Genomic DNA, 25,904 nt, shown 5'->3' with positions numbered 1-25,904 from the left:
GAACTAGACGGAGTTTTTTAATTGGGTGTAGATATGAGTCATATATTTCTCTACGATATTGATGGAGCTTTTTGCGCTAAGCGTCCGGCTACCCACCACATCTTCTATTTCATTTAAGAGTAGGTTTCCCTCCTTATCGAATAAGAAGTCAATACCGACCATTCCAAAGGAGAATAGGCTTATGACACCCTCAATGTGAGTCTTTTCCTTTGGCGATAAGGGATATAGGCTGGCAGTACCGCCAAGAGTATAGTTTGCTTTAAAATTGGAGGAGCTCTCTCTTAGTATGGCAGCTACAATTTCTTGTCCCACTACAAACACCCGTAAATCCTTACCAAGTATAGGGGCTGGTTGTTGGAGGATGAGATCTTGGTCTTTCAAGGTCGGAGCAAGTTCTGAAGCCTTCTCTACAGAATCAATCCAGTGAACATCTTGTCCTCCTCTTGAATCAACCTTTTTTATGATATAAGGGTAGGAGAGTGGAGCTTCTGTGGGATTGAAATCAACGCCCTTTAGAAAAAATGTATCCACCATCGGTATGTTGTGGTGGGCCAGGTATTGATGTGTTTTCCATTTGTTATTACATATTTCACTTACATGGGAAGAATTGAACGTCTTCACTCCTAGCTCTTCGAAATGAAGCGTAAGCATAGAATCAATCGTCCGTATAATAGCGAACGAAGGTAAAGAAGCTTCCTCGCCTTGTAAGAGTAAAACAGGACGGCTATTTCGAATGCCTATGGCGATCTTTTCTTTTGGTACAAAGGTAAGTTGTAGCCCAATACGAGCGGCTTCTTTAATCATCCATTTGATAAAGGCCTGATTTCGGTCCGCATCCTGATCTGAATAAATGAGCCATCCGTTCATGTATCTTTCTCTCCTTCCTTACCTTGCTGTTCAATCACATGCTCGATCATCTTTTCAGCCACATTAATCCCTGTGCATTCATAAATATTGCGAATTTGTGCATTGCCATTTACTTCGCAAATAACCGGCTCTCCGTCTTCATCATAAAGAAGGTCTACACCACAAAAGTCTGTCCCGATTGCTTTACTTGCTCGAATAGCGAGTTCTTTCTCTGCATCAGAAGGGGAATAGGGTTCCATTTTACCTCCCGTTGTTACGTTCGCTCTAAAGTCATCTTCAGAATACCGGAGCATGGAAGCAACGACCTGATCACCAACTACATTGAGACGCACGTCCCGGCCATAACTAGCTGAGACAAACTTCTGAAGCAGGAAAGGACGATTGTGGATGGATTTTAGTGTTTTCATCATTTCTTCTTTCGTATGTACAAGATAGACTTGCTCACCAAAAGATCCGTATGCTTCTTTTATAATAAGGGGGAAGCCTAGTTTTTCTCCTTCATTAATAAGATGAGTGAGGTGTAACTCATCTGTTTTTATAAAAATTTTAGGTCCTAGAATTGTTTTTGGTATAGGAAGATGGTTTTGAGCTAAGCGTTGATACATAACACCTTTGTGATCACATGCTTCAATTGAATCAGCTGAATTGTACACCGGAATCCCCATTAACTCTAACTGGCGTGCAAGCAAGATATCCTTGTCGCCAAAAACGACAAAATCAGGGTGCTCTGTTGTGTCAGCTCCAGCCACACTCACACTTTCACCAGACAAGGTGCTTAAGAGTTCATAATTGGGATAAATGGTCATCGAGATTCCTTTTTGATGGGCAGCCTCTTGGATAAGTTTAGCGTAATCAAGAAACTTAGGGCTTTTCAGATGCCCGTTATAAACGATCCATCCATGCATAGGATCCACTCCTTTATTAGATGAGTTATTTTGGTTGTCGACTATTAGTAGGGATAGGTCCGTTATCAAATGCTGCTAGGGCAGGCTTGGGGACAACTCGCTTTCCTGCGGGGAGCTGGGAAGCCTCCTCAGCCGGCAAGCCGTCTTCCGGGGTCTCCCCTAGGCTCCTCTTCCCGCGGGAGTCTCGCAGTCCCCAAGCCTGCCCTGGCTTAATGAGGTGAACGGACCAGCTTGTTATAGTTGCTCTTAAGCCCCTACCTTCCGAGTATGGCGCGTTTCCGTTTCTCCCCATTTGGCAAAGGTGGGCCTGGAAATTGCGAGACTCCTGCGGGAAAGAGAGCTAGACGAGATCCCGCAGAGAGCGAAGCGAACGAGGAAGCTCGACAGCTCGCCCGCGGAAAGCGAGTGATTTCCAGGACCACCTTAAGCATTAATAAAGCTAACGGAAACGTATCTCTATAGATATTGTCTCAACTTAGATTCTATATGAACTGTCTTTGGAACCAATCCTATTTTAGGATAAAATAAGGATGAAATGGAGGTTCGCATATGTTTACGACAATGGAACAAATCAATCAATTTTTTAATGACCGAAAAGGGTTAGGGATTAAACCTGGTTTTGGTCGTATGATAAACATGCTTGAGGCATTAGACAATCCTCATAAAGAAATAAAAGCCGTTCACATCGCTGGTACGAATGGGAAGGGTTCTACGCTTGCTTTTATGAAGCAAGCCTTAATTGATCAGGGGTTTTGGGTGACTAGCTTCGTTTCCCCAGCTTTTGGTTCTGTGCGGGAACACATCTTTCTTCAAAATGAACCTATTTCTGAAGAGCGCTTTATCCATTATATCAATACGTTAATTCCTGTGGTGAAGGAATTGGATGAAAATGAGGATGGCCCTTCTGAGTTTGAGATTCTCGTCATGGTTGCGATTTTGTTTTCGCGTGATAAATCAACGATTAGTTTATTTGAAACTGGTATGGGCGGCAGTGGTGATTCTACTAATGTGCTTGAACCTGTTCTTAGTATCATTACAATGATTGATCTTGATCATACAGCTTTTTTAGGGGAGACGATTGAAGAGGTTGCCGCTCAAAAGGCGGGGATTATTAAAGCTTACACCCCTATTGTCTCAGGGGTTACACAAAGAGAAGCAAAACAGGTAGTAAAAGGTTCCGCTGCAAAGAATAATGCTCCTCTTTATCAGTGGGGAGAAGCGTTTTACATAAATATGTCGGAACAGGAGTATTCCTTTACTTATCATGATCAAGTAATCGAAGGAATTCGTGTTTCGCTTCCAGGTAAGCATCAACAAAAGAATAGTAGCCTGGCGCTAATGGGGCTCTCGCTCCTTGAAGGAGTAAACAGTGAAAAGGCAGCCGTTTCATTTCAAAAGGTGCAATATAGTGGTAGATTTGAAACGATTTCCTCCAAGCCTTCCGTAATTATAGATGGCGCTCATAACTTGTCAGGTACAGAGTCGTTAATCCATACAGTCAATCAGAGCTATCCTCATAAGAAGAAAACGTTGTTATACAGCGCACTCAAAGATAAGCCATTAGCTCAAATGATTCCGTTATTAGAAGAGGCATTTGATGAAATAGTATTTACCACTTTTCCTCACCCTAGATGCTCTACTCCTGAGTACCTTGCTTCCTTCTCTTCATATGATTACCCTAAAATCGTTTCGAGTTGGGAGAAGTGCATAGATGAAGTTTGGGAAGAAGATCTTAACGAAAATGTTCTGGTTATTGCTGGTTCTTTATACTGGCTTCCATTTGTGAAGGAATATATAAATAGAAAGAGAAATAAGTAAGAGTAATTATTCAGAATTTTTTGAATGAATAGGTGTTATGTGCTACTATAAAAGTATTAGTATTTTCTAAATATTACCTTTAATAAGACTTAATTCGCATATGAGATCTGATCGATGGAGATAGGGGATGCAGGGGATGTTATCAAAACAAAAAACGGTGGCGTTATGGAGTGTATGGGCAATACTCTGGCCAGGGGTTATTACTACAGTGTTTGTAGTAACGAATCCTCAATTGCAAGGAAGGGAGTTTGACCTTCTTTCTTTTGCATTTATGATGGTGATTGTAGCACTTTTCCCAGTTGTCATTCATAATAGTCCGATTATTTTCATACACGGGATAAGTCTAGCTGTGTTTTTATATTTTGGCTTATTTTTTGAAATGATTATGACGCAGATTGCCTATATTGTATCCATCTCAAAGGTGAAACTTTCAAGGCCTTACTGGTATAAACTCCCTCTTAATTTAACGATGTTCCTCTTTGTATCACTAGGATCTGCCCTTATTTATTATGCATTAGGAGGGTCTCATGGACCATCAGCTTTTGCGACGCCGAGTGATGCGATTCCTATTATTGGATATGTATTATCTCAGTTTATTCTTAACCATTCTTTCATCTATATTGTTCGGAATTATTTTCTGGGTAATAAGGGAACGATTTTTGATAAAGAATTCTTCTGGGACTTAGGAAACACAGCCATTGTGATGCCGATCGGATTTGTTTTATATGTTTTGTATATGGAAATTGGTGAAGCAGCTATCTACTATGTGGGTCTTCCGTTTGTTGGTTTATCTCTTATTTTAACTCTCTATTACGCTAGTCAAAATGTGAACGAGTATTTGCAAAAAGCAAATAAAATTGGACAAGAACTTACTGGGCGTCTAAAAGTAGGTGAAGTTCTAGATCGATTTGTGGAAAGTTTAACTGTGCTTTTTCCTGTTGATTATGTTTATATTTTTGATCGGAAGAATAAAGATGATCTTGAATTGATCCGATATTTCGATGGTGACAAAAATATCGGGTTTCAAAATCCTCAATTCTCATCCTTTGAAGGTGTCAGTCAGTCCGTATATGATAGTGCCCAACCTGTTCTCTATCCTTCTAGAAAAAAATGGAGGCATATTCAGTCAGATCTTATCCCTAAAAAAGTAGAGAGTATTATGTCTGTTCCTGTCGAACGAAATAATAAAATAGAGGGGATTATTACGATTGCCTCTCATAAGAAAAGGTCGTACGAGAAGTTTCAGCTTATGCTAGTGGGGATTTTGGCTAACTATATGGCTGTAGCCATTCAGAATGCAAGACACTATGAAGAAACGAAGCGAAGAAGCGAACTTTGCCCGTTAACGAAACTGTACAATTATCGTTACTTTGAAAACCTCGTAAGTGATTATGCAGACACATATGAGCAATTAGGGAATAAGGGGTATGCTTCTGTTATATTGTTAGACTTGGATCATTTTAAGAGAATAAACGATGAGTATGGACATGAGAGCGGTAATGAGGCTCTTTGTGAGTTAGCTGTTCGTTTATCGACTATTATAGGAGATGATGGCACCGTTGCTCGTTATGGAGGGGAAGAGTTTGTGGTCTTCTTGCCAGGAGTGGATAGAGAAAAAAGTCTTGCCATTGCTGAGGAGCTTCGTCACCGTATATCTTCGGTTCCATTTCGTCTTAAAGAACATATTACAACTCAGCAGGGTGCCATAGAGGCTTGGCTGACAGCGAGTATTGGGGTAGCGACATTCCCTGAAGATTGCGAAAGCCCTGTTGAATTAGTTCGCCATGCTGACCGGGCCATGTATGTAGGTGCAAAACAACAAGGTCGTAACAAAGTGGCGAGCTATGAAAGGGTCTTAGAAGCGGCTGAGTGAAGAACTCAGCCGCATTTTTATTGAAGCAATAAATGTTCAAAATAGTCGATAGTATCTTAAAAAAGGAAAGAGTAAGTTCGCAAGACAGGGTTAATCCTTAAAATGGAATAAAATTAGGTCTTGCACAACGACTAAAATAGGACCTTTTAAATACCTTTACTTTATTATACAATGATTCTATAACATTACATTTTATGCAGATATTTATGTAATACAGCTAAATTATGTAGAAATTTACGAGAAAATGTCCTTATGTCTAGTAGTATTCTGGCTTTAGTACGAGTTTTATAGATAGAGAAAGAGGTGGTATTTTGGCTGGATATATCGGTGCTCTCATTGCAATCGGAATATTGTTAATAGGGGTTTCCTACATACCTATACAATTGGATCGTAAGGGGAAAATCTATTTAATAGGGGCTTCCTCATTAATAGCTTTGGCTACCTATGCTTCTAAAATTACATTCGCCTGGTGGCAAAGTAGTTTGATCTTAATTTTATTAGCTTTCTTAACAGCACTATTGCTTAATCGACGCTTACAACAATTTGTTCTGGTCCGTGATACGGCGACCACTGTAGCAAATGAAGCGGTACATAATAGCGGGGAGGATAGTGAACCTGCCTCTTTAAGTAAAGGTGAAGTGATGGAGAAAGACAAAAATGATTCCATTATTCATTCCCCTGTTGAAGAAGATTCCCATTCTGTCGATAGTAAAGGAAATGGGATTTTCCTTCAATCTGAAATATCGGATGTTTCTTCAAATGCAAAAGGTGAAATAGAAGAGGTCGATTTAGATGTGGTGATCGATGAACCTTTGGTTACTGAAGAGCCTGCTGCTTCTCTTGAGGAAGAGTTACTTGCTGCGCGATCTGATTGGATTGAAGAAGAGGATGAGATAGAACAAGTACAAGAGGATTCCTTCGCAGATCGTACCTCTGTCTTAGAAGCCATCGATGAAGATGACACAGTAGGGCAATATGATGATAGTAGTATAGAGGAATCTGTCGCTGAATGGATTGCCGTAGAAGACGTTAATGAGCCACTTGAGGAAATCGATGTGGAAAATTCCCTGTCGGAAGAAGAAGCTATAGAAGATTTCGATCCGTTAGTTGATGAATTATCCGTAATAATTGATCCACTTGATACAGAAGAATTAGAGGGTGACGAACTATATAAAACTCGATTTGAAATGGTAGAACATAGTGAGGGTGAGTTAGATGCACCGTTTGAAGAAATTCCGATAGAAGAGGAGTCTTCTAAGGAATCAGGCACACCATTAAAGAGTGTGTTCCAAACGCAAATGCTTCATGCTCTCGTTGAGGAAGTTATGGTCCAGGAGGAAATCTTGTCCTCCTACGATTATGAACACTATGTAAAGCAGTTCTTACAGCCTTCATTACCACCTCAAGACTATTATACATTTGCCTCTTTGTTGGTACAGCACCATATTCAGCATCAACATTACGAGAAGTTAAATGATTGGCTTCCTGATCTGATCGAAAAGTTTTCTGGTTATCCGATTATTAAAGAGGAACTGCAATATATCCAAGACTTCACGAAAGAAAAGATTTACTAGATTCATAGACTACTAAAGAAATAGGTGTGGTGAGCAATGAAAAGAAGTCATGAAATTACAGAATTACCGATCATAAGCATTGTTGATGGTAAGGAAGTCGGCAGAGTTAAGTCACTTGTCATCAATCCAGATGAGGGGCATGTAGACTTTCTGACGATTGAGCATAAAGAATGGCAAGTAAGTGTAAAAGCAATTCCTTTTAAAAAGGTAATCGGCGTTGGAGAGTATGCGGTTACAATTGAGAGCACTACAGCAATTCTTGACCTGGATGAGATCCCTATTGCAAATGAATTAATTAATAAAAAAGTTAAGATTATCGGCTCTAAAGTTATGACGAGAAAAGGTCAATTAATCGGTGAAGTTACTGAGTATTATGTAAATGATGATACGGGCAAAGTCATTGCTGCCTCCGTTCAAATGGGAAATGAAGAAGTGGTCCTAGACAGCACTTCTGTCGTTACATATAGCGAGCATATGACGATTGTAAGCGAAGAGGCGTTAACGCAGTATGTCACTACCCTTGAAGAGCTGACAGGTCAACCAGAAGGAGCAAATACTCAGGAAGAGTCAACTAAATCTTCCGAAGAAGATAGAGCTCAAGAAACCGTTCCTGTAGAAGCGAAAGAAGAAATAAAACAGACAGTTCCTCAAAAGGAGCCTGTAACGGTTCCAGAAGAGAAACCTTCTTTCTTTAAGGACTATGAAGTAGAGAGTACGCTTATTAGTGAAGGGGCAATAGGAGAATGGAGTCAAGACGTTAAAGACCCTTCCCCACAGCTTGAGCTTGTAGAAGAAGTAACACCTGAAGAAGAGATGGCTTCTGGATCTCTTATATCTGAAGAAGTTGAAGAAGTGATAGAAGAAGAGGAGAAAGAAAAGCCGGCTTCTAAACTAGAAGGTATTCATAATAAGCAGCTTGAACTTCTGAAAGGGAAAGTAGTTCAAAAAGATATCGTTGACTCTCGTGGAAACATTTTATTTAGTGAGGGCGATCAGCTTACAGAAGATGACGTGAAGCTTGCCCAAGATCAAGGGCCAAGCGTCGTTGTTGATCTGACGATGAGTGTTGAAGGCTAAACCATACATGATAGGGAGAGTGCGTTGTGGATAAACGGTGGGATTTGAAATTTTTCATGTACCTCCTAGCAATGGCCCTGTTTATTTATGGATTCTCTGTTGGTGGGGCATTTGCTTATGATGTTGTTATGGCAGGGCCTAAGACATATGAAGAAGAAACAATGGTAGGGGGAGTATCGGTTGACGGTCTAACCCGTACAGAAGCTGAGGATGCTCTTAAAACCAGAGTGCAAAAATGGCTTGATTTACATCCGGTTGAAGTGCTGACAGAAGAACAATCCATTATCTTGTCAGAAGAATTCGTAACAGTGGATGTAGCTGACACTTTAGATAGCTTAAAAGAAGGAACCGTAAACCCGTTATCTGTTCGATTTAACCGATCGGCTCTAGAAGGGCAAAAAGAGGCATTTGGTGAGGAAGTGTACGATCATTTGCTCCTTGATAAGCTTACTGCTGATATTAGGTCACAGGTCGAAGTGTTGTCAGATAAATCGTTGACTTATTCTGTTTACGATTATGTCAGTAGCGGGACTGAATCGCTATATAGTGTTATAGCAGAGTATAATCAGAAGATCCCTGATGGGTCTGATGTATTTACGTATACACATGAATTAGATGGTTTGGTTATAGAGCCAAAGTCAAATGTATCTTTATTAGAACAAGTCAATGACGTACCTCTTCAAAATCAAACCGCACTAAATGTGATGGCATCTGGTCTCTACGGAGCTGTATTGCAAACGAATTTTGATATCATACAAAGGCATATAAGCCGGCACCTACCTGCTTATGCTGAAAAGGGTAGGGAAGCGAGTGTAAACCTTTCAGAGGCACACGATTTTGTCTTTTTCAACCCGAATGAGTCCTCCTATAAAATCCAATTCGAGGTGAGTGAAGAAGCACTTACTGTTCAAATTGTAGGGTACCCCATTTCGAGGGAATATGAAGTACTGATACAAAACGAGCGTGAGATTGAGCCGCGTACTATTATTCAATATAGCCCCTTTGCAGTCGGACCGGAAATGAAAAGAGAAGGCGAAAAGGGACTGGCTTATGATGTGTTTAGAGAGATTTATAACCAGAACAATGAAGCCGTTGATACTGAATTTATTACTCAAGATTATTATCCCCCTGTCCATACACTAGAGGAGCGTCCGGAGCCTGTGGAACCTGTTACCACTGGCAACGGGAGCGAGGATCAGGATAGCTCAGACTCGCCGGGCGACAATGGTGAGGCGAGTAACGGAGATCATCAAGAGAATGAAGACTCTGGATCAAATTCAAACGGTTCAGAAGATGATGTGAATCAGTCGGATAATTCTACAGACAAAGATGGGTCAGAGAAAGGATCCTCTGGAGATTCTGACGATGAGAACGAAGGGCAAAAGTCTGACGGAACAGATGGAATATGGAGTCCTGATGAAGGTCCATCCAAAGGGGAATAACGTTAAGGAATGCGGACTCGATATAAGGGTTCGCATTTTCCTTACGAAGAGAGTGAGGAAAACGGAAAATGGCAGAACGTAAGCGTCTGGGAGACTTGTTAAAAGAAGCAGGCATGATTAAGGAAGGGCAAATTAAAGAAGCTCTAGAGACAAAGGAAAATGGTCAAAAACTAGGAGATGTTTTATTAGACAAAGGATACATAACCGAGCAGCAATTAATTGAAGTCCTAGAATTTCAGCTAGGCATTCCTCACATCTCCTTATACCAATATCCAATCGATACGAATCTGCTTTCGCTAATATCGAAAGATTTCGCCAGGCGAAACATTTTAATTCCGATTAGTAAAGAAGAGAATGAAATTGTCGTCGCTATGAATGATCCGATGGACTATTATGCGATAGATGACTTACAAATCTCAACAGGTTTTCAAATCTCACCTGTAATCGCAACAAAAGACGAGATCTATCAAGCGATTAACAAGTACTATAATCTAAACAGCGGTGAGGATTTAGAGCCTTCAGATGACCCTGATGATGCCCCTGCCATACGGTTGTTAAACCAAATGCTACAAGCGGGAGTTCAGATGAAAGCAAGTGACATTCACATTGACCCACAAGAAACGAAAGTGCTAATCAGGTACCGGGTGGACGGGGTGTTACGAACGGAGCAAGGACTTTCAAAGTCTATGCAAAATTCTTTAACGGCTCGTGTGAAAATTATGGCTAACTTAAACATTACAGAAGTTCGCTTACCTCAGGATGGTCGAATTAAGACGTTTATAGATCATACTCCTGTTGATTTGCGGATTTCCACCTTGCCTACCGTATATGGTGAGAAAATTGTTATACGAATCTTGAACCTTGGGAGCGCTATGGGGGATTTGAGTGATTTAGACTTTAACAAAATTAACTATAAACGTTACCTCGAATTAGTAAATCAGCCTTCAGGTCTTGTTTTAATTACCGGTCCAACTGGTTCAGGGAAGTCGTCTACGTTATACGCTTCTTTAAACCATTTAAATACAGACGACGTCAATATTATTACGGTAGAAGACCCGGTTGAATATCAATTGGATAAGATCAATCAAGTTCAGGTGAATGCGAATATCGGGCTCACCTTTTCAGCCGGACTGCGGTCGATTTTGCGACAAGATCCAAACATCATTATGGTCGGAGAGATTAGAGATTCTGAAACAGCAGAGATTGCGATTCGGGCATCCTTAACCGGCCACCTTGTATTTAGTACGCTTCACACAAATAGTGCCATCGCTACGATCCCGCGTTTAATTGATATGGATGTGGAGCCTTACTTAGTGATGTCATCTGTATCTGGTATTGTTGCTCAGCGACTCGTTCGGAAGATTTGTCGTGATTGTAAAACGGCCTACACACCAACTGAACTAGAAAAAGAGTTATTTCATAAGCGAGGGCTTAAGGTCGACACGGTTTATAAAGGCGAAGGGTGCAATAGTTGCCAGCATACAGGCTACAGAGGTCGTATGGCCATCCAAGAAGTACTGACCATCGATGAAGCCATTCGGAAGATGATGATGAACAATCGATCTATGTCTCAGATTAAAGAGTACGCCTGGAAGAAGGGGATGATCTTCTTAGTTGATGATGGCTTGCTTAAAGTTAAGCAAGGACATACGACGACAGAAGAAGTGCTGCGTGTAGCGAAAAGTGAGTAAGGAGGTGTGTTCATGAAAGAGCGATTTGAGAAATTATTAATAGCTGCATTTGAGCTGAAAGCATCGGATATTCATATAACTGTTGGGGTGCCTCCAATCTTTCGGCTGCATGGGGATTTAAAGCAGTACGGCAAAGAAACAATGCGACCAGATGATACATTTGGGATGGCAAAAGCAATTCTCTCACAAACGCTATGGGACAAGTTTAAAGAAAAAGGAGAGGTTGACTTTTCTTACGGTATACCTGGTGTGTCGCGTTTTCGTATTAATGCTTACCACCAACGAAACTGTGTATCACTAGCTGTAAGAATTGTGCCGACAGAGATCCCTACACTTGATGCCTTACATATGCCGAATGTGTTAAGAGAAATTGCTGAGAAACCTCAAGGGCTTGTGCTTGTTACAGGACCTACAGGAAGCGGGAAATCAACGACGCTAGCATCCATGATTGATTACATGAATAATTCGATGCGCCGCCATATCATTACACTTGAAGATCCTATTGAGTATTTACACTCTCACCGCTATTCCATTATCGATCAGCGTGAAGTCGGATTTGATACGAACAACTTTGCCAACGGCTTGCGTGCTTGTTTGCGCCAGGATCCTGACGTCATTTTAGTCGGAGAAATGAGAGACTTAGAGACCATTTCTACAGCCATCACAGCTGCTGAAACAGGACATCTGGTACTAGGAACGCTTCATACTACCGGGGCAGCAAGCACTATTGATCGAATTATTGACGTCTTTCCTCCGAATCAGCAAACCCAAGTGCGGATACAACTAGCTAGTGTCCTTCAATCCATTGTGTCTCAGCGCTTGTTTCAGCGTAAGGACAAGAAAGGGAGACGTGCTGCGACTGAGATTCTTATGAATACGTCCGCTGTTAAGAACCTTATCCGGAATGAGAAGATTCACCAGATTCCAAACATTATTCAGACGTCCAAAGCTCAAGGCATGCACACTCTTGATTTTTCTGTCCGTGCTTTAGTAGAGGAAGGGGTCATCACAACAGAAGCGGCCGCTCCGTTTTTAGAAGAGAGGGGGCAATAGGCATATGGCTTACTTCAAGTACAAAGCCCGTACATCTAAGGGAAAGATGAAGGAAGGACGTATAAAAGCTGACTCTAAACGAGAAGCTGTTGGGAAATTAAAAGAAGACGGGATGACCGTTGCCACCATTAATGAACTAAACAGCATATTGTATAAAGATATTCAACTAGGCAGTCAGGTGAAAAATAAAGAGTTTGTCATTTACCTTCGCCAATTTGCAACGCTGCTTGAATCAGGAATTTCTCTCATTCAATCTACTTATATATTAAAAGAACAAACATCGAGTAAGGCACTACAGCGTGCTCTCACTCAAATAGCAGAAGATCTTGAAGGAGGTCTTTCCTTCTCAGATGCAGCAGAAAAGCATCAAAAGATTTTCCCCGATTTGTTTGTAAATATGGTTCGCGCCGGTGAGGCCGGGGGTAACCTTGATGAAATTTTAGACCGGCTTGCTGCTTATTATGAAAAGCAGTACGACACACGCCAAAAGGTCATTTCAGCCCTCGCGTACCCGGTTGTTGTATTGGTTATTGCCATTGGGATCGTGATCTTCTTATTAAGCTTCGTCGTGCCCAGGTTTGCGGATATGTTCTTATCCTTTGGAGGCGATATCCCTCCGATTACGCAATTTGTAATGAGCTTAGGGGAACTATCTCAGAGTATGTGGTGGCTGTTTATTGTCATTCCACTCCTCCTTTATGGCGGCATTCAGTATATGAAACAGTACCCGCGATTCTCCTATGGTCTAGACCTTATGAAATTAAGGATTCCTATATTCGGCCCTCTTATTCAAAAGGCGGTACTCGCTCGTATGACTCGGACAATGAGCTCATTATTTAATAGCTCTGTGCCGATTTTACAGGCGGTGTATATTACAGAACGCATCGTCGGCAATAAAGTTGTCGAATCGGTCTTGAAAACGACAAGAAAATCCCTTGAGAAGGGAGAATCGATGGCCGCTCCGATGCAAAAGCATTGGATTTTCCCTCCGCTTGTAACACAAATGGTCTCTGTTGGGGAGAGCTCTGGTTCTTTAGATCATATGCTAGGGAAAGTAGCTGATTTCTATGAATCTGAGCTTGATTACGCAACAGATCGCATTAAAAGTTTAATAGAACCAGTTATGATTGCCTTCCTTGCGCTGATCGTCGGCGGCATTGTAGCAGCCATTGCCATTCCAATGTTCTCTATTTTTGAACAAATTGGGTAAATGTGCTAATTTCATAAGATAATAGTGGTAATAATGAGATAGATTTACTATAATAGGTGTAGATGATTACACGTACCAACATACCATCGGAAGCAACGATAGGTTGGCTGTATATGGGCACTTAGCCACCCTGGAGCGAGTAGTGCAACCGACCGTACATAATAGGAGATAGGTTTATGGTGTGGTCGTTTTTGTAACGAGTGTTTCATAATTATTTATTATAAAAAAAAGGGGAGAACAGACTCATGTTAAACAAGTTTCGTCAACTGATGAACAAAGATGAGAAAGGTTTTACGCTGATTGAACTACTCGCGGTAATTGTAATCTTAGGGATTATAGCTGCAATTGCTGTGCCTAGTATTGCAAATGTGGTTGAAAACAGTAAAAAAGATGCGGTTATTCGTTCTGCTGAGCAATTGGTAGAAGCTTATAGATCTATGAGTGCGTTAGAAGAAGGTGTAGGAACTACCGCTAAGTCAGTTGCGGATATGGTAGATGCGGGGTACTTAGAGAGTAATGGTAAAATAACATCAGGAACAGTAACTCCACAAACAGATAGTGGAGGAGATGTAACTGGATATAAAGTTGAAATTACTACAAATGGTTACACTATCTCTAGTACAGATGTAGATTCATTAACTCGGAGCGACGTCACTAAAGTGGGTGGATAATTTGTAAAACACATATGAAGTCCCCCATTTATGGGGGGCTTCCACTCTTTTATATCGAGGTTAAAATGATGAACTTATATATTCTTTTTTATTTTACAATATTCGGTATTGTTCTAGGATCTTTTTTTAACGTAGTTGGTTTACGTGTACCACAGAAGCAAATGTTTACTCAAGCGCGGTCACATTGCCCTAACTGCAACTACATCCTAAATTGTCTTGATCTAGTCCCTGTCTTTTCCTACATCACGCTAAAAGGCAAATGCCGCAACTGCAAAACAAGCATCTCACCCCTATACCCGATAGTCGAAGCGGCTACGGGATTTTTGTATGCTTACAGCTTTATACTTTTCGGCTTCTCAACTGAACTCATCGTGGCCCTTCTTTTCACCTCGTTGCTGGTGATTATTACCGTAACCGACCTAACCTACATGCTTATCCCTAATGTAATCCTACTCTTTTTCTTACCCTTACTCATAATAGGGAGAGTTATTTCCCCTCTCGACCCATGGTGGGGTTCGGTAGCTGGAGCAGCAACAGGGCTTATTCTAACAGCCATCATAATTATCGCCAGCCGAGGTGGTATGGGTGGTGGAGATATGAAACTGTTTGGTGTTATTGGCATTGTGCTTGGACTTCCTGGTGTGTTGTTAGCCTTTTTCCTCTCGACTTTATACGGATCGGTTATAAGTGGCGTATTGCTTTTGTTTAAAAAGATTGATCGGAAAAAGCCGGTGCCGTTTGGTCCATACATTGTGTTGGGGGCACTCACGAGTTATTTCTTTAAAGCTCCTATTATTGATTGGTATCTTCAGTTATTCTAATCAGAAAGGCAGGTGACGTGAGTATGTTTAATTTTCGAAAGTCAAAAGAGCGCATTAACATTATATTCAAAGACCATGTACTCCGATACATAGAATGTGACACTCCGGAGCTAACGGATGTAGTGGATTACGGAGAACGTTATTTGGAAAGCGGGATTATAGAAGAAGGTAAGGTCGTGGATGCAAGGAAACTCTCTTCTATTATTGAGGAGTTGGTTGAAGAGAAAGAGTGGCGTAAGAAGAAGGTATATTTTAGCGTGCCGGATGCCTCTGTTATTATTAAGTCGTTTCATATTCCGAATGATTTAAAGACGGCAGATGAGGTGAAGGGCTACTTGTATATGCAGATCGGTGAGGGATTGCATCTTCCTTTTGAAGAGCCTGTATTTGATTATGTCGTGTTAGAAGAGAAGATGAATATGAACGAAGTGCTTTTGTTTGCTTATCCGGAATCCCGGGTTCGGGCTTTTGAGTCGGCTCTCTTAGATGCGAATACGAAACCAGCTGTAGCGGATCTGACTTTCTTGTCTTTATACCGTTTATATTATGATTTGGATCATGCTCGTTCAGATGATCATTTACTTTCTCTTCAATGGAATTTGGATGGTATCGTGTTAACGGTCTTCCATAATTGCCATCCTCAATTCACACGTTACATGAAGAGTGGGTTAGACCTTGCCCTATGGGAAGTTCCGGTTAAAGGGGATGCGGCCGTACGCTTTACAGGTGATGAACAAGAAATTGATGCCTATATAGAGGAACAGATGAGAGAAGTCGAACGTATTATGAATTTCTATCGGTATTCTGTAACAAATGGCGAATCTGCTGTTACGAATCTATTAATCTCAGGTGATTTTCCGTTTTTACATAAAGTGTATGAAAAGTGCCAGAACACTTTTCAGCTGAACGTAAAAATGATCGATTCACATGAATTTTCAGAAGCCGAGGACGAGACCATTCCATTTCGGTTTGCAGAGTCAGTAGGCTTAGCCCTGAAACCATAGGAGCATAACGTTAGGGGGACCAATAGTCGATGAAGGTAGAAATAAATTTACTTGAACAGAAAGAGAAACAAAATATGGTGCCTTATTTATTGGCGCTTGCAGCTGTCCTTGCCGTCCTCTTCATTTGGCTCCTCCTATACATGGACAAGCAAGCAGCTTTAGATGAAGTGGATGAAGTCAATGGTCAAATTCAGCAAGTGAGGGTAGCGCAACAGGAGTATCAGGAAGCGCTTAAAGATGAAGTCCAAGCGAATCGTCTTGAATTGCAGCGTTCTGTTGAGGCATTAGAAAGCAACCTTTTCCCTGCCGTTTCCCTTCTTGAGCGAATGGTCTCATTGTTACCAGAACGCGGCTTCTTTGAGCGATACGTCTATGTTCGTCCTCAATCCCTGCTGCTTTACGTTCGATTTGATGACTTTCAGGATGTCGCAGCTTATACAAATACGCTAATCGATGAAGATTATGTTGAAAATGTGTCGGTTCAACAAATTACGTCGAACGTGCTCGAGGAAGACTTAGACCCCACTCAGTACAGACCGAGATATGTGACTGAATATGAAGTGACGCTTAATAAAGACTTATGGGAAGAGGGGGAAGAGGACGATGAGAATTGAATGGAGACGAATACATACAATTGTTGTGGTTTTACTACTCATCGTTTTCTTGGCTTTTTATTGGGTTGTTCATTCTCTTTATGTAGATCGAGCAGTTCAAGAAGTAGACCAGGTGAAATCTTCACTTAAAAATGAGGAAAGAATACTTAATTCACTTGCAGAACAAGAAACACAGCAACAGGATCTTACGTTGAAAACCTCACGCGAACTTCAATTAAAGCTCCCAGTCCTACCTGTTCAGGACCAAGTGATACTGGCTATAGAGCGGGCTGAAAATGTGTCTGGCACATTTATTGAATCAGTGGTTCTAAATGGAGACGAAACGATAGAAGCGGAAGAAGATGAGAATGTAGGTGCTGCAGAACCGGCCAGTGAAACAGAAGAAGAAGTAGAAGAGGAAGCAGCAGAAAAAGACGCTGTTGAGTCCCCTCCTGTTATGCCATCGGTGAATGCACTTACGTACCAAGTCAGCGTTCTGTCAAAGAGTTTCGAAGATTTAACTCTATTCCTTGAAGAACTAGAACGGATTCCTCGCCTGGTTAGTTTTGATGAGATCGAGTTTCAACCAAATGCATCTACTACTGATGAAGGCGAACAAGTTTCTTTTCTAGTAACCTTTTCTGCTTTTTATGAACCTGATTTAAGCGGTTTGAAAGATGAACTTCCACAATATCACTACCCAGATCCATCTCAAAAAGAGACGCCATTTGAAGTAGATGATGAAGATTTAACCGAAGATGAACAATAAGCTACGCACACCCTTTCAAACAGAAAGGGTGTTTTTATTCTTTTTTGCCAAATCATGGCGAAAAGACGAGAACCCCAGATGACACAAGTCGCCTTTCTTTTCTCTAGTCGTGTGATAGATTGAAACAAACTAGTAGAGAAATGAGGGGAGCATGTGGACAAGCACAATAAGATCTCCGTTCGCATTAATGGAGAAGATACGTATCTTGACCGAGACAAGGAAGTAAAGGAAAAGAATGTTACAGATGAGTTAGTCGTCGCCAAAGAAGAGCAGGCGTCTGCGATAGAGGAGTGGATGGAAGAGCAAGAAAAGAAAAAGCAGACAGAAGAGGAGGACCAAAAGGAAAAGCTACCCGTTTTCGAGCGGAACTATTCTCCTAAGAAGCGATCGTTTTCTCTTCCGTCTGAAATGAAACAACTAGTAATTGCGGCGGTTTCAGCCGTTCTTGTGGGAACCCTCATTGGCTTTGTTATGATTCGAATCTTTGGGGGTATTGAGGGTTCTGCAAATGGCGGTGCCCAACCTGCTATGCCAGCGCTTCAGCAGGGAACTGCTCAAGAGCAGGGAGGCGCAGCGGGGAGCGGGGATGTGCAAGCTTTTTCATTTTCTGGAGTCTCTGCCTATGTTGTGCAAGCTGGGATCTTCTCAACGGAAGAGAAGGCTAAAACGTGGGCCAACAATTTATCCGAAAAGGGGTTAGAGGGTTATGTTTGGCCTAGGGATGGACAATTTTACTTATTTGCAGGCGTTGCTTCGTCTAAGGAAAATGGAGAGAAGATTGCTACGTATTTAAAGGATCAAGGATTTGAAACCTTCGTGAAAGAATGGCATGTAGGGAGCGCTGAAAAAAAGGTAGCACAACCTGAAGGGGAATGGCTTCAATCTGGTATGGAAGCGTGGAAGAATGTATTGCCAGCAACAACATCCTTGATTGAAACAGGTTCAGGGGCGGCTTCTGACTTAGCGGCTAAGGCTGATGCTTGGAAAAAAGCGATCCCTAATGAAGCCTCAGAAAGAACAGCACCTATACAAGAGAGCTTTAATCAATTTAGCCAAGCAGCCCAAGCATTTGAACAGAATAAAAGTACAAAGAGCCTTTGGGGCATGCAAACGAGCATGCTTTCTGTCTGGCATGCTTATGAACAATATATGAAGTAATTCTAAAAGGTACTCTTTTGAAGGGGTGCCTTTTTTATATGAAGGGTTTGTTCATATAATCATTTTAATAGGGGTGGATCAAATACTTAAGTGAGTGTGCATAATAGAGACCTCTTTGTAGGTATCCTAACGGTATTGAAGGAGGACTTTATTATGTTTCGTTATGTATGTACTGGGCTAGCCCTGTTTTTAATGCTATTCACATCAGAGAGCCAGATTAAAGCTGAAGTCATTCATATTACTCAAAAAGACGATACGCTCTTCAATATAGGGGAACGCTATGAGATCTCGATTGATCAACTAGCAAAGTTAAACGGAATGCCTACGGAACGAAAGCTTGTACAAGGTCAGTCAATTTTAATACCAGGTCAGGCGTATATCGTTCAACCGTCAGATACGTTATATAAAATCGCTAAGCGCCACAAGGTAAGTGTCAATAAAATGATGGAGACAAATGGTTTGAAATCTACAAAGATTCTTAAAGGGCAGACGCTTACGATTCCTAAAAAACAAAAGACTTCTGTCAAAGTGGGCGCGTATTTTATTCCTCAAGGCAAAGTATACAATGACCAAATCATTGATAATCTTGGTCAGTATTTAACAACGATCTATTTATTCAGCTACACACCGAATAGAGATGGGACGTTAACCTCTATATCACTCAACGGTAGTGTGAGTAAAGCTTGGGAAAAGGGGATTATGCCATTTGCTACTGTGACAAATTTAAGTGCAACCGGATTTGATCCAGACCTTGCCCATGAGCTAATTCGTACAGAAGCAAAGCGTAAGACATTTATCAATCATCTCTATTCTTTGTTAGACCTTCATGATTACAAAGGTGTAGTAATTGATTTTGAAGGGCTCTATCCTAAAGATCGTACTCTGTTTTCTCGTTTTATTAAAGAACTTAGCGATCGTCTGCACCCAAATAATATGGAGGTGCATGTTGCCGTTCCTCCTATGCAGGGGAGTAGTTCCCCTTCTTATAGTGCTGCCTTTGATTACAAAGCACTTGGGGAGCATGCAGATACTCTTTTTCTTATGACTTATAATTGGCACTGGCTTGGAGGGTCATCTGGTCCCATTGCACCAATTCATAAAGTAAAGAAGACGTTGGAGTTTGCAACAACCGTTGTGCCACGGGAAAAACTAATGCTAGGTATTCCGATGTATGCCTACGATTGGGTGGTTTCCGGTAAGGGGAATGTGGAAGGGCAAGCTTATTCTGTTCAAAATGCAATTGCCAGATATATTGGTCATGAAAGTCAGGTCCATTATGATGAGCGCTCAGAAGCACCATGGTTTCAATATAAGGATGAACAAGGTCGCACACATGAAGTATGGTTTGAAGACCCAAGAAGTTTATTAGCGAAGTTTGAACTCGTTCGAGATTATCAGTTAGGTGGGGTTGGGGCTTGGCAGCTAGACTTTAGTATGCGTCAAAGTGAAACGCTGTTAAGATCCGAGTTTAACGTCCTGAAATAAAGGGAAAAAGAGGTTGTTGGGTCTGCTTTTTCTATTTTCGCTTATTATTAAAGAGCCATTTTGCATTTTTGTTAAGGTGAAAAAACGATATTAAAATACTGTAAAGAATGTAATAGTTGTTTTCACCCTTTTGCTAGGGTGGCTTTGAGCAGGTATGATGAAACTACCCTGTAACGATCAGAACAACGAGAAAAGGATGATGTATATGTCACAACTTATTTTGGCTTCTTCTTCCCCAAGAAGAAAAGAACTATTAGAACAAGTTCATATCCCATTTCAAACAAGAAAGCAGGATGCGGACGAGTCCAGTTTACCATTTTATAATCCTCGTGCTTACGTTCAAGCTCTAGCTGAACTCAAAAACCGTACGGTCGACCTTCAGGAGCACAATGAAGTTATTCTAAGTGCCGATACGATCGTAAGTTATGAAGGGAAAGTGCTTGGTAAGCCCCAATCAGCTGAGGAAGCTTATGAGATGCTTACTATGTTAAGTGGGGCTCAACACGAAGTCTACACAGGGGTTATGCTTCGCTCGTCAGAACAAGAATCGTTTATTGTGGAGAAAACGACAGTTGAATTCTGGCCATTAACGAAGGATGAAATTGAATACTATGTCGAGACAGGTGATCCTTTTGATAAAGCTGGAGGCTATGGTATTCAGACGTACGGCGCTACATTAGTAAAAGGGATTAAAGGGGACTACAACAATGTCGTTGGTCTGCCGCTTTCTCGAGTCGTTCGCTCCTTGCAAGCTTATGGCGTCTATCCTTCTTTACCTGAAGTAGAGAATGAACGTACAGGGAATTAAGTGAAGGGAGGCGTTGATGTGCCAGAAGTGCCTGTATTTATCAAACAGGTCCCCCAGGAAGATCGTCCAAGAGAAAGGCTGATTCGGCTGGGGGCACGTCAATTGTCTAATCAAGAACTGCTGGCTATTTTGTTAGGAACAGGTACTAAGAAAGAATCGGTGACCTCGTTATCTCAACGATTGCTCGTTCATTTTGAGGGGTTGCTGTTGTTGAAAGATGCAACGATTGAAGAGCTAACAGCTATTAAAGGCATAGGAGAAGCGAAAGCTGTTAATGTTCTGGCGGCTCTTGAAATTGGCAAGCGGATTCATTTTCATAAACCAACAGAGCGCTATACCATTCGAAGTCCTGAAGATGGGGCTGATTATGTCATGGAAGAAATGCGCGATTTAAAGCAGGAGCACTTTGTGGTCCTTTTTTTAAATACTAAAAATCAAGTCGTTCATAGGCAAACGATTTTTATTGGTAGCTTAAATGCCTCAATCGTACACCCGAGAGAGGTGTTCAAAGAGGCTGTGAAACGCTCTGCAGCTTCAATTATATGTGCCCATAATCATCCCTCGGGTGATCCTTCCCCATCTCAAGAAGATATCCACGTCACACGTCGTCTTATTGAGTGTGGAAAGATGTTAGGGATTGAGGTTCTTGATCACCTTGTCATTGGGGATCACCAATATGTATCCCTTAAAGAGAAGGGATATTTGTAACACTACTTCTGTTTTTATTGTATAACTCTACTCCCCCATTCCTTCTATCTGCCCATTCTAGAAAAAATGACCCGATTACTACTATCTATTTCTTCTGTTTTTTCGTATAATTGAAAAGAAACCCAATGCTATCAAGCGCCAGGCGTTAAGTATCCTTACTTACGTTTGGCGCTTGTTCACTTGATAAAAAAAGATGTTCCTAATGATGGGAAACAGGGAAATAATCTCAAATGATGTTTAGGTTACATAATAATTATGAGAACGGATAAATACGTTCGTGAACTGGTCATAGAAAGGAAGATGTAAGGTGGTTGGATTTGGATTTTCGCAAGATTTAGGTATTGATTTAGGTACGGCTAACACGCTAGTTTTCTTAAAAGGTAAAGGGGTAGTAGTCAGAGAACCTTCTGTAGTTGCTAAAAATATGAACTCAGGGGAAATTCAGGCGGTAGGTAGCTCGGCTAAGAATATGGTTGGGCGTACTCCTGCTAATATATCTGTTATTCGACCGATGAAAGACGGTGTTATTGCAGACTACGATACAACAGCCGCTATGATGAAATATTACATCAAGAAAGCTCAGAAAAATCGGTCTTCATTCGCTCGAAAACCAAACGTAATGGTTTGTGTTCCTTCTGGTATCACTATGGTGGAAGAACGTGCAGTCATTGATGCTACGAAGCAAGCTGGAGCTAAGGATGCCTTCCCAATAGCTGAGCCTTTTGCTGCTGCGATTGGTGCTGGTTTGCCAGTGTGGGAACCGACTGGTAGTATGGTTGTAGACATTGGTGGAGGTACGACAGAAGTAGCGATTATCTCACTTGGTGGGATTGTTACGAGTCAATCCATACGTGTGGCAGGTGACGAGATGGATGACTCCATTATTCAATACATTAGAAAGCAATATAACCTAATGATTGGTGAACGATCAGCTGAGACACTAAAAATGGAAATCGGCACAGCAGGAAATCCTGAAGAAGGTGAAGAATTGGATATTAGAGGGCGTGACCTTGTGACAGGTCTGCCGAAGACGATTACCATTACAGCTGAAGAGATAGCAGGATCGCTTAAAGACACAGTCGACCAGATTGTAGATGCCGTGAAGAATACGCTTGAGAAAACTCCTCCAGAGCTCTCAGCAGATATTATGGATCGTGGTATTGTCTTGACTGGAGGCGGAGCCCTTTTAAAGAATATTGATACAGTCATTAGCGATGAAACGAAGATGCCTGTGTTTGTAGCTGAAGACCCACTTGATTGCGTCGCAATTGGTACAGGTAAATCTTTAGAATATATTCATCACTTTAGATCACAGCCGAACGTGGCTTCTAGAAGCATGGATTAAGTAGGTGTAAGGTATGCCATCATTTTTTCGAAATAAGCGACTGATTCTCATACTTGTAAGTATTATATTTCTGGTGGCGCTCATTGGATTCACGATTCGAGATCGAGAGAATTTAACCCTGCCAGAGCAATTCTTGCAAGATACAATCGGTTGGGTCCAGACAGCTTTTCATGCCCCAGTGCAGTTTGTTACAGGGACATTCGACAACGTGTCAGATATTAAAAACACGTATGAACAGAATAAAGTGTTGAAGCAAAAGTTGCTTGAGGACCGTAATTTACTTGAAGATATACAGCTTTTAAGAAAAGAGAATAAAGAACTTCGCAGTATGTTAGATAAGAATGAAAGCTTAGGTGGTTATACCCCGATTCAGGCTACAGTTATTGCAAGAGGTCCTGAAGAACGTTGGTATAAGCAGCTTACGATTAACCGAGGTGAGCAACACGGTGTTCAAAAAGGGATGGCAGTCATTACTGGTAAAGGAATGATTGGGAAGATCCAGAGCACCTCTCAGGTAACATCAACCATACAGCTTCTGAGTGGATTTGGAGGAAGCAACTTAATCCACGCAAAAGTAGTCGGAGACGACAATCAATATGGTCTAATCGAGGGTGGGTATGATGAAGAGAAGAAAGCTCTTCTCTTGAAGGAAATCCCTTATGATGCCAAGATTGAAAAAGGCCAGCTTGTCGTTAGCTCAGGAATGGGAGGCGTATTTCCTAGTGGATTAGAGATAGGGAAGGTACGTGAGGTTGTTATTGATGAATATGGCCTAACCCAACTTGCTTATGTTGAACCAGCAGCTGACTTTTATGAAATTAACCACGTGTCTGTTGTAGATCGTGATATGTTCTCACCAGAGCTTGATGAACAACCTGAGGATCCAAATGAAGAGGAGGAGGGACAATGAAGCGTTTACTCCTTCCTGCTGTTCTTTTAGTATTTCTCATCTTAGAAGGGACGGCTACAGACTTCTTGCCGAAAGAATGGTTGCTCTCTGATTACTATATGATTCCGCATTGGGTGTTTGTCATCCTCGTGTACATAGCTATATTTTACGATTTTGACAGCACGTATTATTGTGTGTTGTACGGCATTATATTTGGTTTTCTTTTTGACCTCCTTTATACAGATATTTTAGGAGTATATATGTTTACCTACGGAATTGCGGCTTATATCATTCATGGAGTGAAGAAGCTCTTACATGCAAATATGTTTGTCGCAATTCTAATGAGTATAGTTGGTGTAGCATTAGCTGATGCTCTCATATTCTTCTTGTATTCTTCCGTACAAGGGTTTGTAATGACGTGGAAAACCTATGCGCTTATGAGTTTGATTCCCACATTACTGGCTAACCTAGTCTTCACGCTCGTTTTATATCCATTCTTACCACCGCTTCTTTACAAGTGGTCAGAAGAGCAATTGGCAAGCCAGAAAGCCGTGTAGGCAAAAGGAATTGCGAGACAAAGAGTCGAATATATTGTTTGAGGTGAAGCTTCCGTGAGTACCAAGAAGCAAGTCGTTACTATAAAAGGCACAAAAGATGGCCTAACATTACACATTGATGATACATGCTCATTTCACGATGTTTTATTTGAACTAGACCGAAAAATTTCGGGGAATTATGTTGATGAAGACCAACCGATGATTACTGTGAATATTCAGCTAGGAAATCGGTACTTAAATGAAGAGCAAAAAGAAGAGCTCCGTGAAGTCATTCGTCGTCATAATAAACTAGTTATCGATGAAATTCACTCCAACGTCATAACGAAGGATGAAGCACAAGAATGGGAGATTGACCGCGCTGTTAATCCAATCTTCAAAGTCATTCGAAGTGGACAAGTGTTAGAGGTCCGCGGTGATTTATTACTTGTAGGTGATGTTAATCCAGGAGGTAAAATTGTCGCGACTGGAAACATCTATGTAATGGGGAATTTAAGAGGAATCGCCCACGCTGGCGTAAACGGAAATACAAAAGCTGTTATCGCTGCTTCATACATGAAGCCAAACCAGCTTCGCATTGCGGATTTTCTAAGCCGATCTCCTGATTATGATGAGGCAGAGGGAGCGTATATGGAATGCGGGTATGTAGATGACAAAGAAGAAAAGATCATAATTGATCGTTTGCAACTTCTCACACAAAAGCGCCCTGAGTTAGCAGGGGTAGAAAGGAGCATGCTAAATGGGTGAGTCGATCGTAATTACATCAGGAAAAGGTGGCGTCGGAAAAACTACGACTACAGCCAACCTCGGAACAGCCTTAGCTCTTATGGGGAAGAAGGTGTGTTTAGTTGACACAGATATTGGACTTCGGAACCTAGACGTGGTGATGGGGCTTGAGAATCGTATTATCTATGACATTGTCGATGTCATTCAAGAGCGTTGCCGCCTTAAGCAAGCTTTAATAAAGGACAAGCGTTTTGAGGACCTATCTTTATTACCTGCTGCCCAGACCAGTGATAAATCAGATTTAACTCCAGAGGGTATGGTCACGATCGTACAAGAATTAAAACAGGACTATGATTACATATTAATTGACTGTCCTGCAGGTATTGAACAAGGGTATAAAAATGCTGTTGCTGGTGCTGATAAAGCTATCGTTGTAACAACACCAGAGAAATCTTCAGTACGTGATGCCGATCGAATTATTGGTTTATTAGAACAAGAGGATGTAGAACCTCCTCGTCTTATTGTAAACCGCATTCGAAATCACATGGTCCAAAATGGTGATATGTTAGATGTAGACGAAATTGTAACCATCTTATCTATTGATCTATTAGGAATTGTGGCTGATGATGACGAGGTTATTAAAGCCTCCAATCACGGAGAACCTGTAGCCTTTCAACCGAATACAAAAGCAGCATTAGCCTACCGAAACATCTCAAGAAGAATTCTTGGAGAATCGGTACCGTTATTATCACTAGAAGAAAATAAAAGCTTTGTCTCTAAGGTAAAACGATTTTTTGGAATCCGTTCCTAAACGTTATATCAAGACGAATAGTGAAAAGCTCAGTCCAGTGCTTATTAAAGCG

Annotated in this window: 24 protein-coding genes and 1 riboswitch; of the genes, 22 read left to right on the top strand and 2 right to left on the bottom strand. The window is 41.3% G+C overall.

Features of this window, described 5'->3' with window-relative positions; all coding sequences use genetic code 11:
* Positions 1-3: 3 nt before the first annotated feature.
* Together ACYX4O_RS14870 and ACYX4O_RS14865 are read right to left on the bottom strand one after the other, a co-directional pair.
* Entirely contained in the window at positions 4-867 is an 864-nt protein-coding gene (locus ACYX4O_RS14870; protein WP_476351800.1) for an ATP-grasp domain-containing protein, read from the bottom strand.
* Positions 864-1,772, bottom strand: a complete 909-nt coding sequence (locus tag ACYX4O_RS14865) for an ATP-grasp domain-containing protein (RefSeq protein ID WP_476351799.1) — start codon at positions 1,770-1,772, stop codon at positions 864-866. Before ACYX4O_RS14865 ends, ACYX4O_RS14870 begins: the two co-directional genes overlap by 4 nt.
* A gap of 549 nt (positions 1,773-2,321) precedes the next feature.
* Between ACYX4O_RS14865 and ACYX4O_RS14860 the strand changes: the two genes are divergently transcribed.
* From ACYX4O_RS14860 to minD, 22 genes are all read left to right on the top strand, one after another.
* Positions 2,322-3,590 (top strand): bifunctional folylpolyglutamate synthase/dihydrofolate synthase, encoded by a 1,269-nt coding sequence (locus ACYX4O_RS14860; protein ID WP_476351798.1) that lies wholly within the window; start codon positions 2,322-2,324, stop codon positions 3,588-3,590.
* Between the two features lie 136 nt (positions 3,591-3,726).
* On the top strand, positions 3,727-5,463 hold the full coding sequence (locus tag ACYX4O_RS14855; RefSeq protein WP_476351797.1) for a sensor domain-containing diguanylate cyclase: 1,737 nt from the start codon (positions 3,727-3,729) through the stop codon (positions 5,461-5,463).
* Between the two features lie 311 nt (positions 5,464-5,774).
* Entirely contained in the window at positions 5,775-7,037 is a 1,263-nt protein-coding gene (locus tag ACYX4O_RS14850) for a hypothetical protein (RefSeq protein ID WP_476351796.1), read from the top strand.
* Between the two features lie 36 nt (positions 7,038-7,073).
* Positions 7,074-8,114 (top strand): PRC-barrel domain-containing protein, encoded by a 1,041-nt coding sequence (locus tag ACYX4O_RS14845; protein WP_476351795.1) that lies wholly within the window; start codon positions 7,074-7,076, stop codon positions 8,112-8,114.
* Positions 8,115-8,140: 26 nt separating this feature from the next.
* Positions 8,141-9,556 carry a VanW family protein gene (locus tag ACYX4O_RS14840; protein ID WP_476351794.1) on the top strand — a complete coding sequence of 472 codons (1,416 nt, stop codon included), beginning with the start codon at positions 8,141-8,143 and terminating at the stop codon, positions 9,554-9,556.
* Between the two features lie 68 nt (positions 9,557-9,624).
* The gene (locus ACYX4O_RS14835) at positions 9,625-11,247 is read left to right on the top strand and encodes a GspE/PulE family protein (RefSeq protein ID WP_476351793.1); all 1,623 of its coding nucleotides are present in this window, start codon (positions 9,625-9,627) and stop codon (positions 11,245-11,247) included.
* 12 nt (positions 11,248-11,259) lie between these two features.
* Entirely contained in the window at positions 11,260-12,300 is a 1,041-nt protein-coding gene (locus ACYX4O_RS14830) for a type IV pilus twitching motility protein PilT (protein WP_476351792.1), read from the top strand.
* A 4-nt stretch (positions 12,301-12,304) separates the two neighbouring features.
* Positions 12,305-13,510 carry a type II secretion system F family protein gene (locus ACYX4O_RS14825; protein WP_476351791.1) on the top strand — a complete coding sequence of 402 codons (1,206 nt, stop codon included), beginning with the start codon at positions 12,305-12,307 and terminating at the stop codon, positions 13,508-13,510.
* An 80-nt stretch (positions 13,511-13,590) separates the two neighbouring features.
* Positions 13,591-13,673, top strand: a riboswitch (cyclic di-GMP riboswitch).
* 82 nt (positions 13,674-13,755) lie between these two features.
* Positions 13,756-14,181 carry a competence type IV pilus major pilin ComGC gene (locus tag ACYX4O_RS14820; RefSeq protein WP_476351790.1) on the top strand — a complete coding sequence of 142 codons (426 nt, stop codon included), beginning with the start codon at positions 13,756-13,758 and terminating at the stop codon, positions 14,179-14,181.
* A 14-nt stretch (positions 14,182-14,195) separates the two neighbouring features.
* Entirely contained in the window at positions 14,196-15,002 is an 807-nt protein-coding gene (locus ACYX4O_RS14815) for a prepilin peptidase (protein WP_476351789.1), read from the top strand.
* Positions 15,003-15,025: 23 nt separating this feature from the next.
* Positions 15,026-16,006 (top strand): type IV pilus biogenesis protein PilM, encoded by a 981-nt coding sequence (pilM, locus tag ACYX4O_RS14810; RefSeq protein ID WP_476351788.1) that lies wholly within the window; start codon positions 15,026-15,028, stop codon positions 16,004-16,006.
* A gap of 29 nt (positions 16,007-16,035) precedes the next feature.
* Positions 16,036-16,620: a hypothetical protein gene (locus ACYX4O_RS14805; RefSeq protein WP_476351787.1), complete on the top strand. Its 585-nt coding sequence runs from the start codon at positions 16,036-16,038 to the stop codon at positions 16,618-16,620.
* A complete protein-coding gene (locus ACYX4O_RS14800; protein WP_476351786.1) occupies positions 16,610-17,368 on the top strand; it encodes a hypothetical protein in 759 nt (252 codons plus the stop codon). The genes ACYX4O_RS14805 and ACYX4O_RS14800 overlap by 11 nt, the downstream gene beginning before the upstream one ends.
* Positions 17,369-17,521: 153 nt before the next feature.
* Positions 17,522-18,526, top strand: a complete 1,005-nt coding sequence (locus ACYX4O_RS14795; protein ID WP_476351785.1) for an SPOR domain-containing protein — start codon at positions 17,522-17,524, stop codon at positions 18,524-18,526.
* 153 nt (positions 18,527-18,679) lie between these two features.
* Positions 18,680-20,011 (top strand): glycoside hydrolase family 18 protein, encoded by a 1,332-nt coding sequence (locus ACYX4O_RS14790; protein ID WP_476351784.1) that lies wholly within the window; start codon positions 18,680-18,682, stop codon positions 20,009-20,011.
* Positions 20,012-20,216: 205 nt separating this feature from the next.
* The gene (locus tag ACYX4O_RS14785; protein WP_476351783.1) at positions 20,217-20,819 is read left to right on the top strand and encodes a Maf family protein; all 603 of its coding nucleotides are present in this window, start codon (positions 20,217-20,219) and stop codon (positions 20,817-20,819) included.
* An 18-nt stretch (positions 20,820-20,837) separates the two neighbouring features.
* Positions 20,838-21,527 carry a RadC family protein gene (gene radC, locus ACYX4O_RS14780; RefSeq protein WP_476351782.1) on the top strand — a complete coding sequence of 230 codons (690 nt, stop codon included), beginning with the start codon at positions 20,838-20,840 and terminating at the stop codon, positions 21,525-21,527.
* 307 nt (positions 21,528-21,834) lie between these two features.
* Positions 21,835-22,872: a rod shape-determining protein gene (locus tag ACYX4O_RS14775; RefSeq protein ID WP_476351781.1), complete on the top strand. Its 1,038-nt coding sequence runs from the start codon at positions 21,835-21,837 to the stop codon at positions 22,870-22,872.
* 13 nt (positions 22,873-22,885) lie between these two features.
* Positions 22,886-23,782, top strand: coding sequence for a rod shape-determining protein MreC (gene mreC, locus ACYX4O_RS14770; RefSeq protein WP_476351780.1), 897 nt, complete (start codon positions 22,886-22,888; stop codon positions 23,780-23,782).
* On the top strand, positions 23,779-24,318 hold the full coding sequence (gene mreD, locus ACYX4O_RS14765) for a rod shape-determining protein MreD (protein WP_476351779.1): 540 nt from the start codon (positions 23,779-23,781) through the stop codon (positions 24,316-24,318). Before mreC ends, mreD begins: the two co-directional genes overlap by 4 nt.
* A gap of 54 nt (positions 24,319-24,372) precedes the next feature.
* Entirely contained in the window at positions 24,373-25,062 is a 690-nt protein-coding gene (minC, locus tag ACYX4O_RS14760) for a septum site-determining protein MinC (RefSeq protein ID WP_188651301.1), read from the top strand.
* Positions 25,055-25,852 carry a septum site-determining protein MinD gene (gene minD / locus ACYX4O_RS14755; protein ID WP_036784698.1) on the top strand — a complete coding sequence of 266 codons (798 nt, stop codon included), beginning with the start codon at positions 25,055-25,057 and terminating at the stop codon, positions 25,850-25,852. Before minC ends, minD begins: the two co-directional genes overlap by 8 nt.
* Positions 25,853-25,904: the final 52 nt, after the last annotated feature.

The organism is Pontibacillus sp. ABV4_188 (genome assembly GCF_056311905.1).
The sequence above is the reverse complement of the archived record's forward strand: the minus strand, read 5'-3'. Positions and strand labels throughout refer to the sequence as shown.

Excerpts from the sequence above, each read along its gene's own strand:
- ACYX4O_RS14870 (WP_476351800.1), bottom strand. The coding sequence starts at position 867 with ATGAACGGATGGCTCATTTATTCAGATCAGGATGCGGACCGAAATCAG.
- ACYX4O_RS14865 (WP_476351799.1), bottom strand. The coding sequence starts at position 1,772 with ATGCATGGATGGATCGTTTATAACGGGCATCTGAAAAGCCCTAAGTTT.
- ACYX4O_RS14860 (WP_476351798.1), top strand. The coding sequence starts at position 2,322 with ATGTTTACGACAATGGAACAAATCAATCAATTTTTTAATGACCGAAAA.
- ACYX4O_RS14855 (WP_476351797.1), top strand. The coding sequence starts at position 3,727 with ATGTTATCAAAACAAAAAACGGTGGCGTTATGGAGTGTATGGGCAATA.
- ACYX4O_RS14845 (WP_476351795.1), top strand. The coding sequence starts at position 7,074 with ATGAAAAGAAGTCATGAAATTACAGAATTACCGATCATAAGCATTGTT.
- ACYX4O_RS14835 (WP_476351793.1), top strand. The coding sequence starts at position 9,625 with ATGGCAGAACGTAAGCGTCTGGGAGACTTGTTAAAAGAAGCAGGCATG.
- ACYX4O_RS14830 (WP_476351792.1), top strand. The coding sequence starts at position 11,260 with ATGAAAGAGCGATTTGAGAAATTATTAATAGCTGCATTTGAGCTGAAA.
- ACYX4O_RS14825 (WP_476351791.1), top strand. The coding sequence starts at position 12,305 with ATGGCTTACTTCAAGTACAAAGCCCGTACATCTAAGGGAAAGATGAAG.
- ACYX4O_RS14820 (WP_476351790.1), top strand. The coding sequence starts at position 13,756 with ATGTTAAACAAGTTTCGTCAACTGATGAACAAAGATGAGAAAGGTTTT.
- ACYX4O_RS14815 (WP_476351789.1), top strand. The coding sequence starts at position 14,196 with ATGAAGTCCCCCATTTATGGGGGGCTTCCACTCTTTTATATCGAGGTT.
- pilM (WP_476351788.1), top strand. The coding sequence starts at position 15,026 with ATGTTTAATTTTCGAAAGTCAAAAGAGCGCATTAACATTATATTCAAA.
- ACYX4O_RS14805 (WP_476351787.1), top strand. The coding sequence starts at position 16,036 with ATGAAGGTAGAAATAAATTTACTTGAACAGAAAGAGAAACAAAATATG.
- ACYX4O_RS14800 (WP_476351786.1), top strand. The coding sequence starts at position 16,610 with ATGAGAATTGAATGGAGACGAATACATACAATTGTTGTGGTTTTACTA.
- ACYX4O_RS14790 (WP_476351784.1), top strand. The coding sequence starts at position 18,680 with ATGTTTCGTTATGTATGTACTGGGCTAGCCCTGTTTTTAATGCTATTC.
- ACYX4O_RS14785 (WP_476351783.1), top strand. The coding sequence starts at position 20,217 with ATGTCACAACTTATTTTGGCTTCTTCTTCCCCAAGAAGAAAAGAACTA.
- mreC (WP_476351780.1), top strand. The coding sequence starts at position 22,886 with ATGCCATCATTTTTTCGAAATAAGCGACTGATTCTCATACTTGTAAGT.
- mreD (WP_476351779.1), top strand. The coding sequence starts at position 23,779 with ATGAAGCGTTTACTCCTTCCTGCTGTTCTTTTAGTATTTCTCATCTTA.
- minD (WP_036784698.1), top strand. The coding sequence starts at position 25,055 with ATGGGTGAGTCGATCGTAATTACATCAGGAAAAGGTGGCGTCGGAAAA.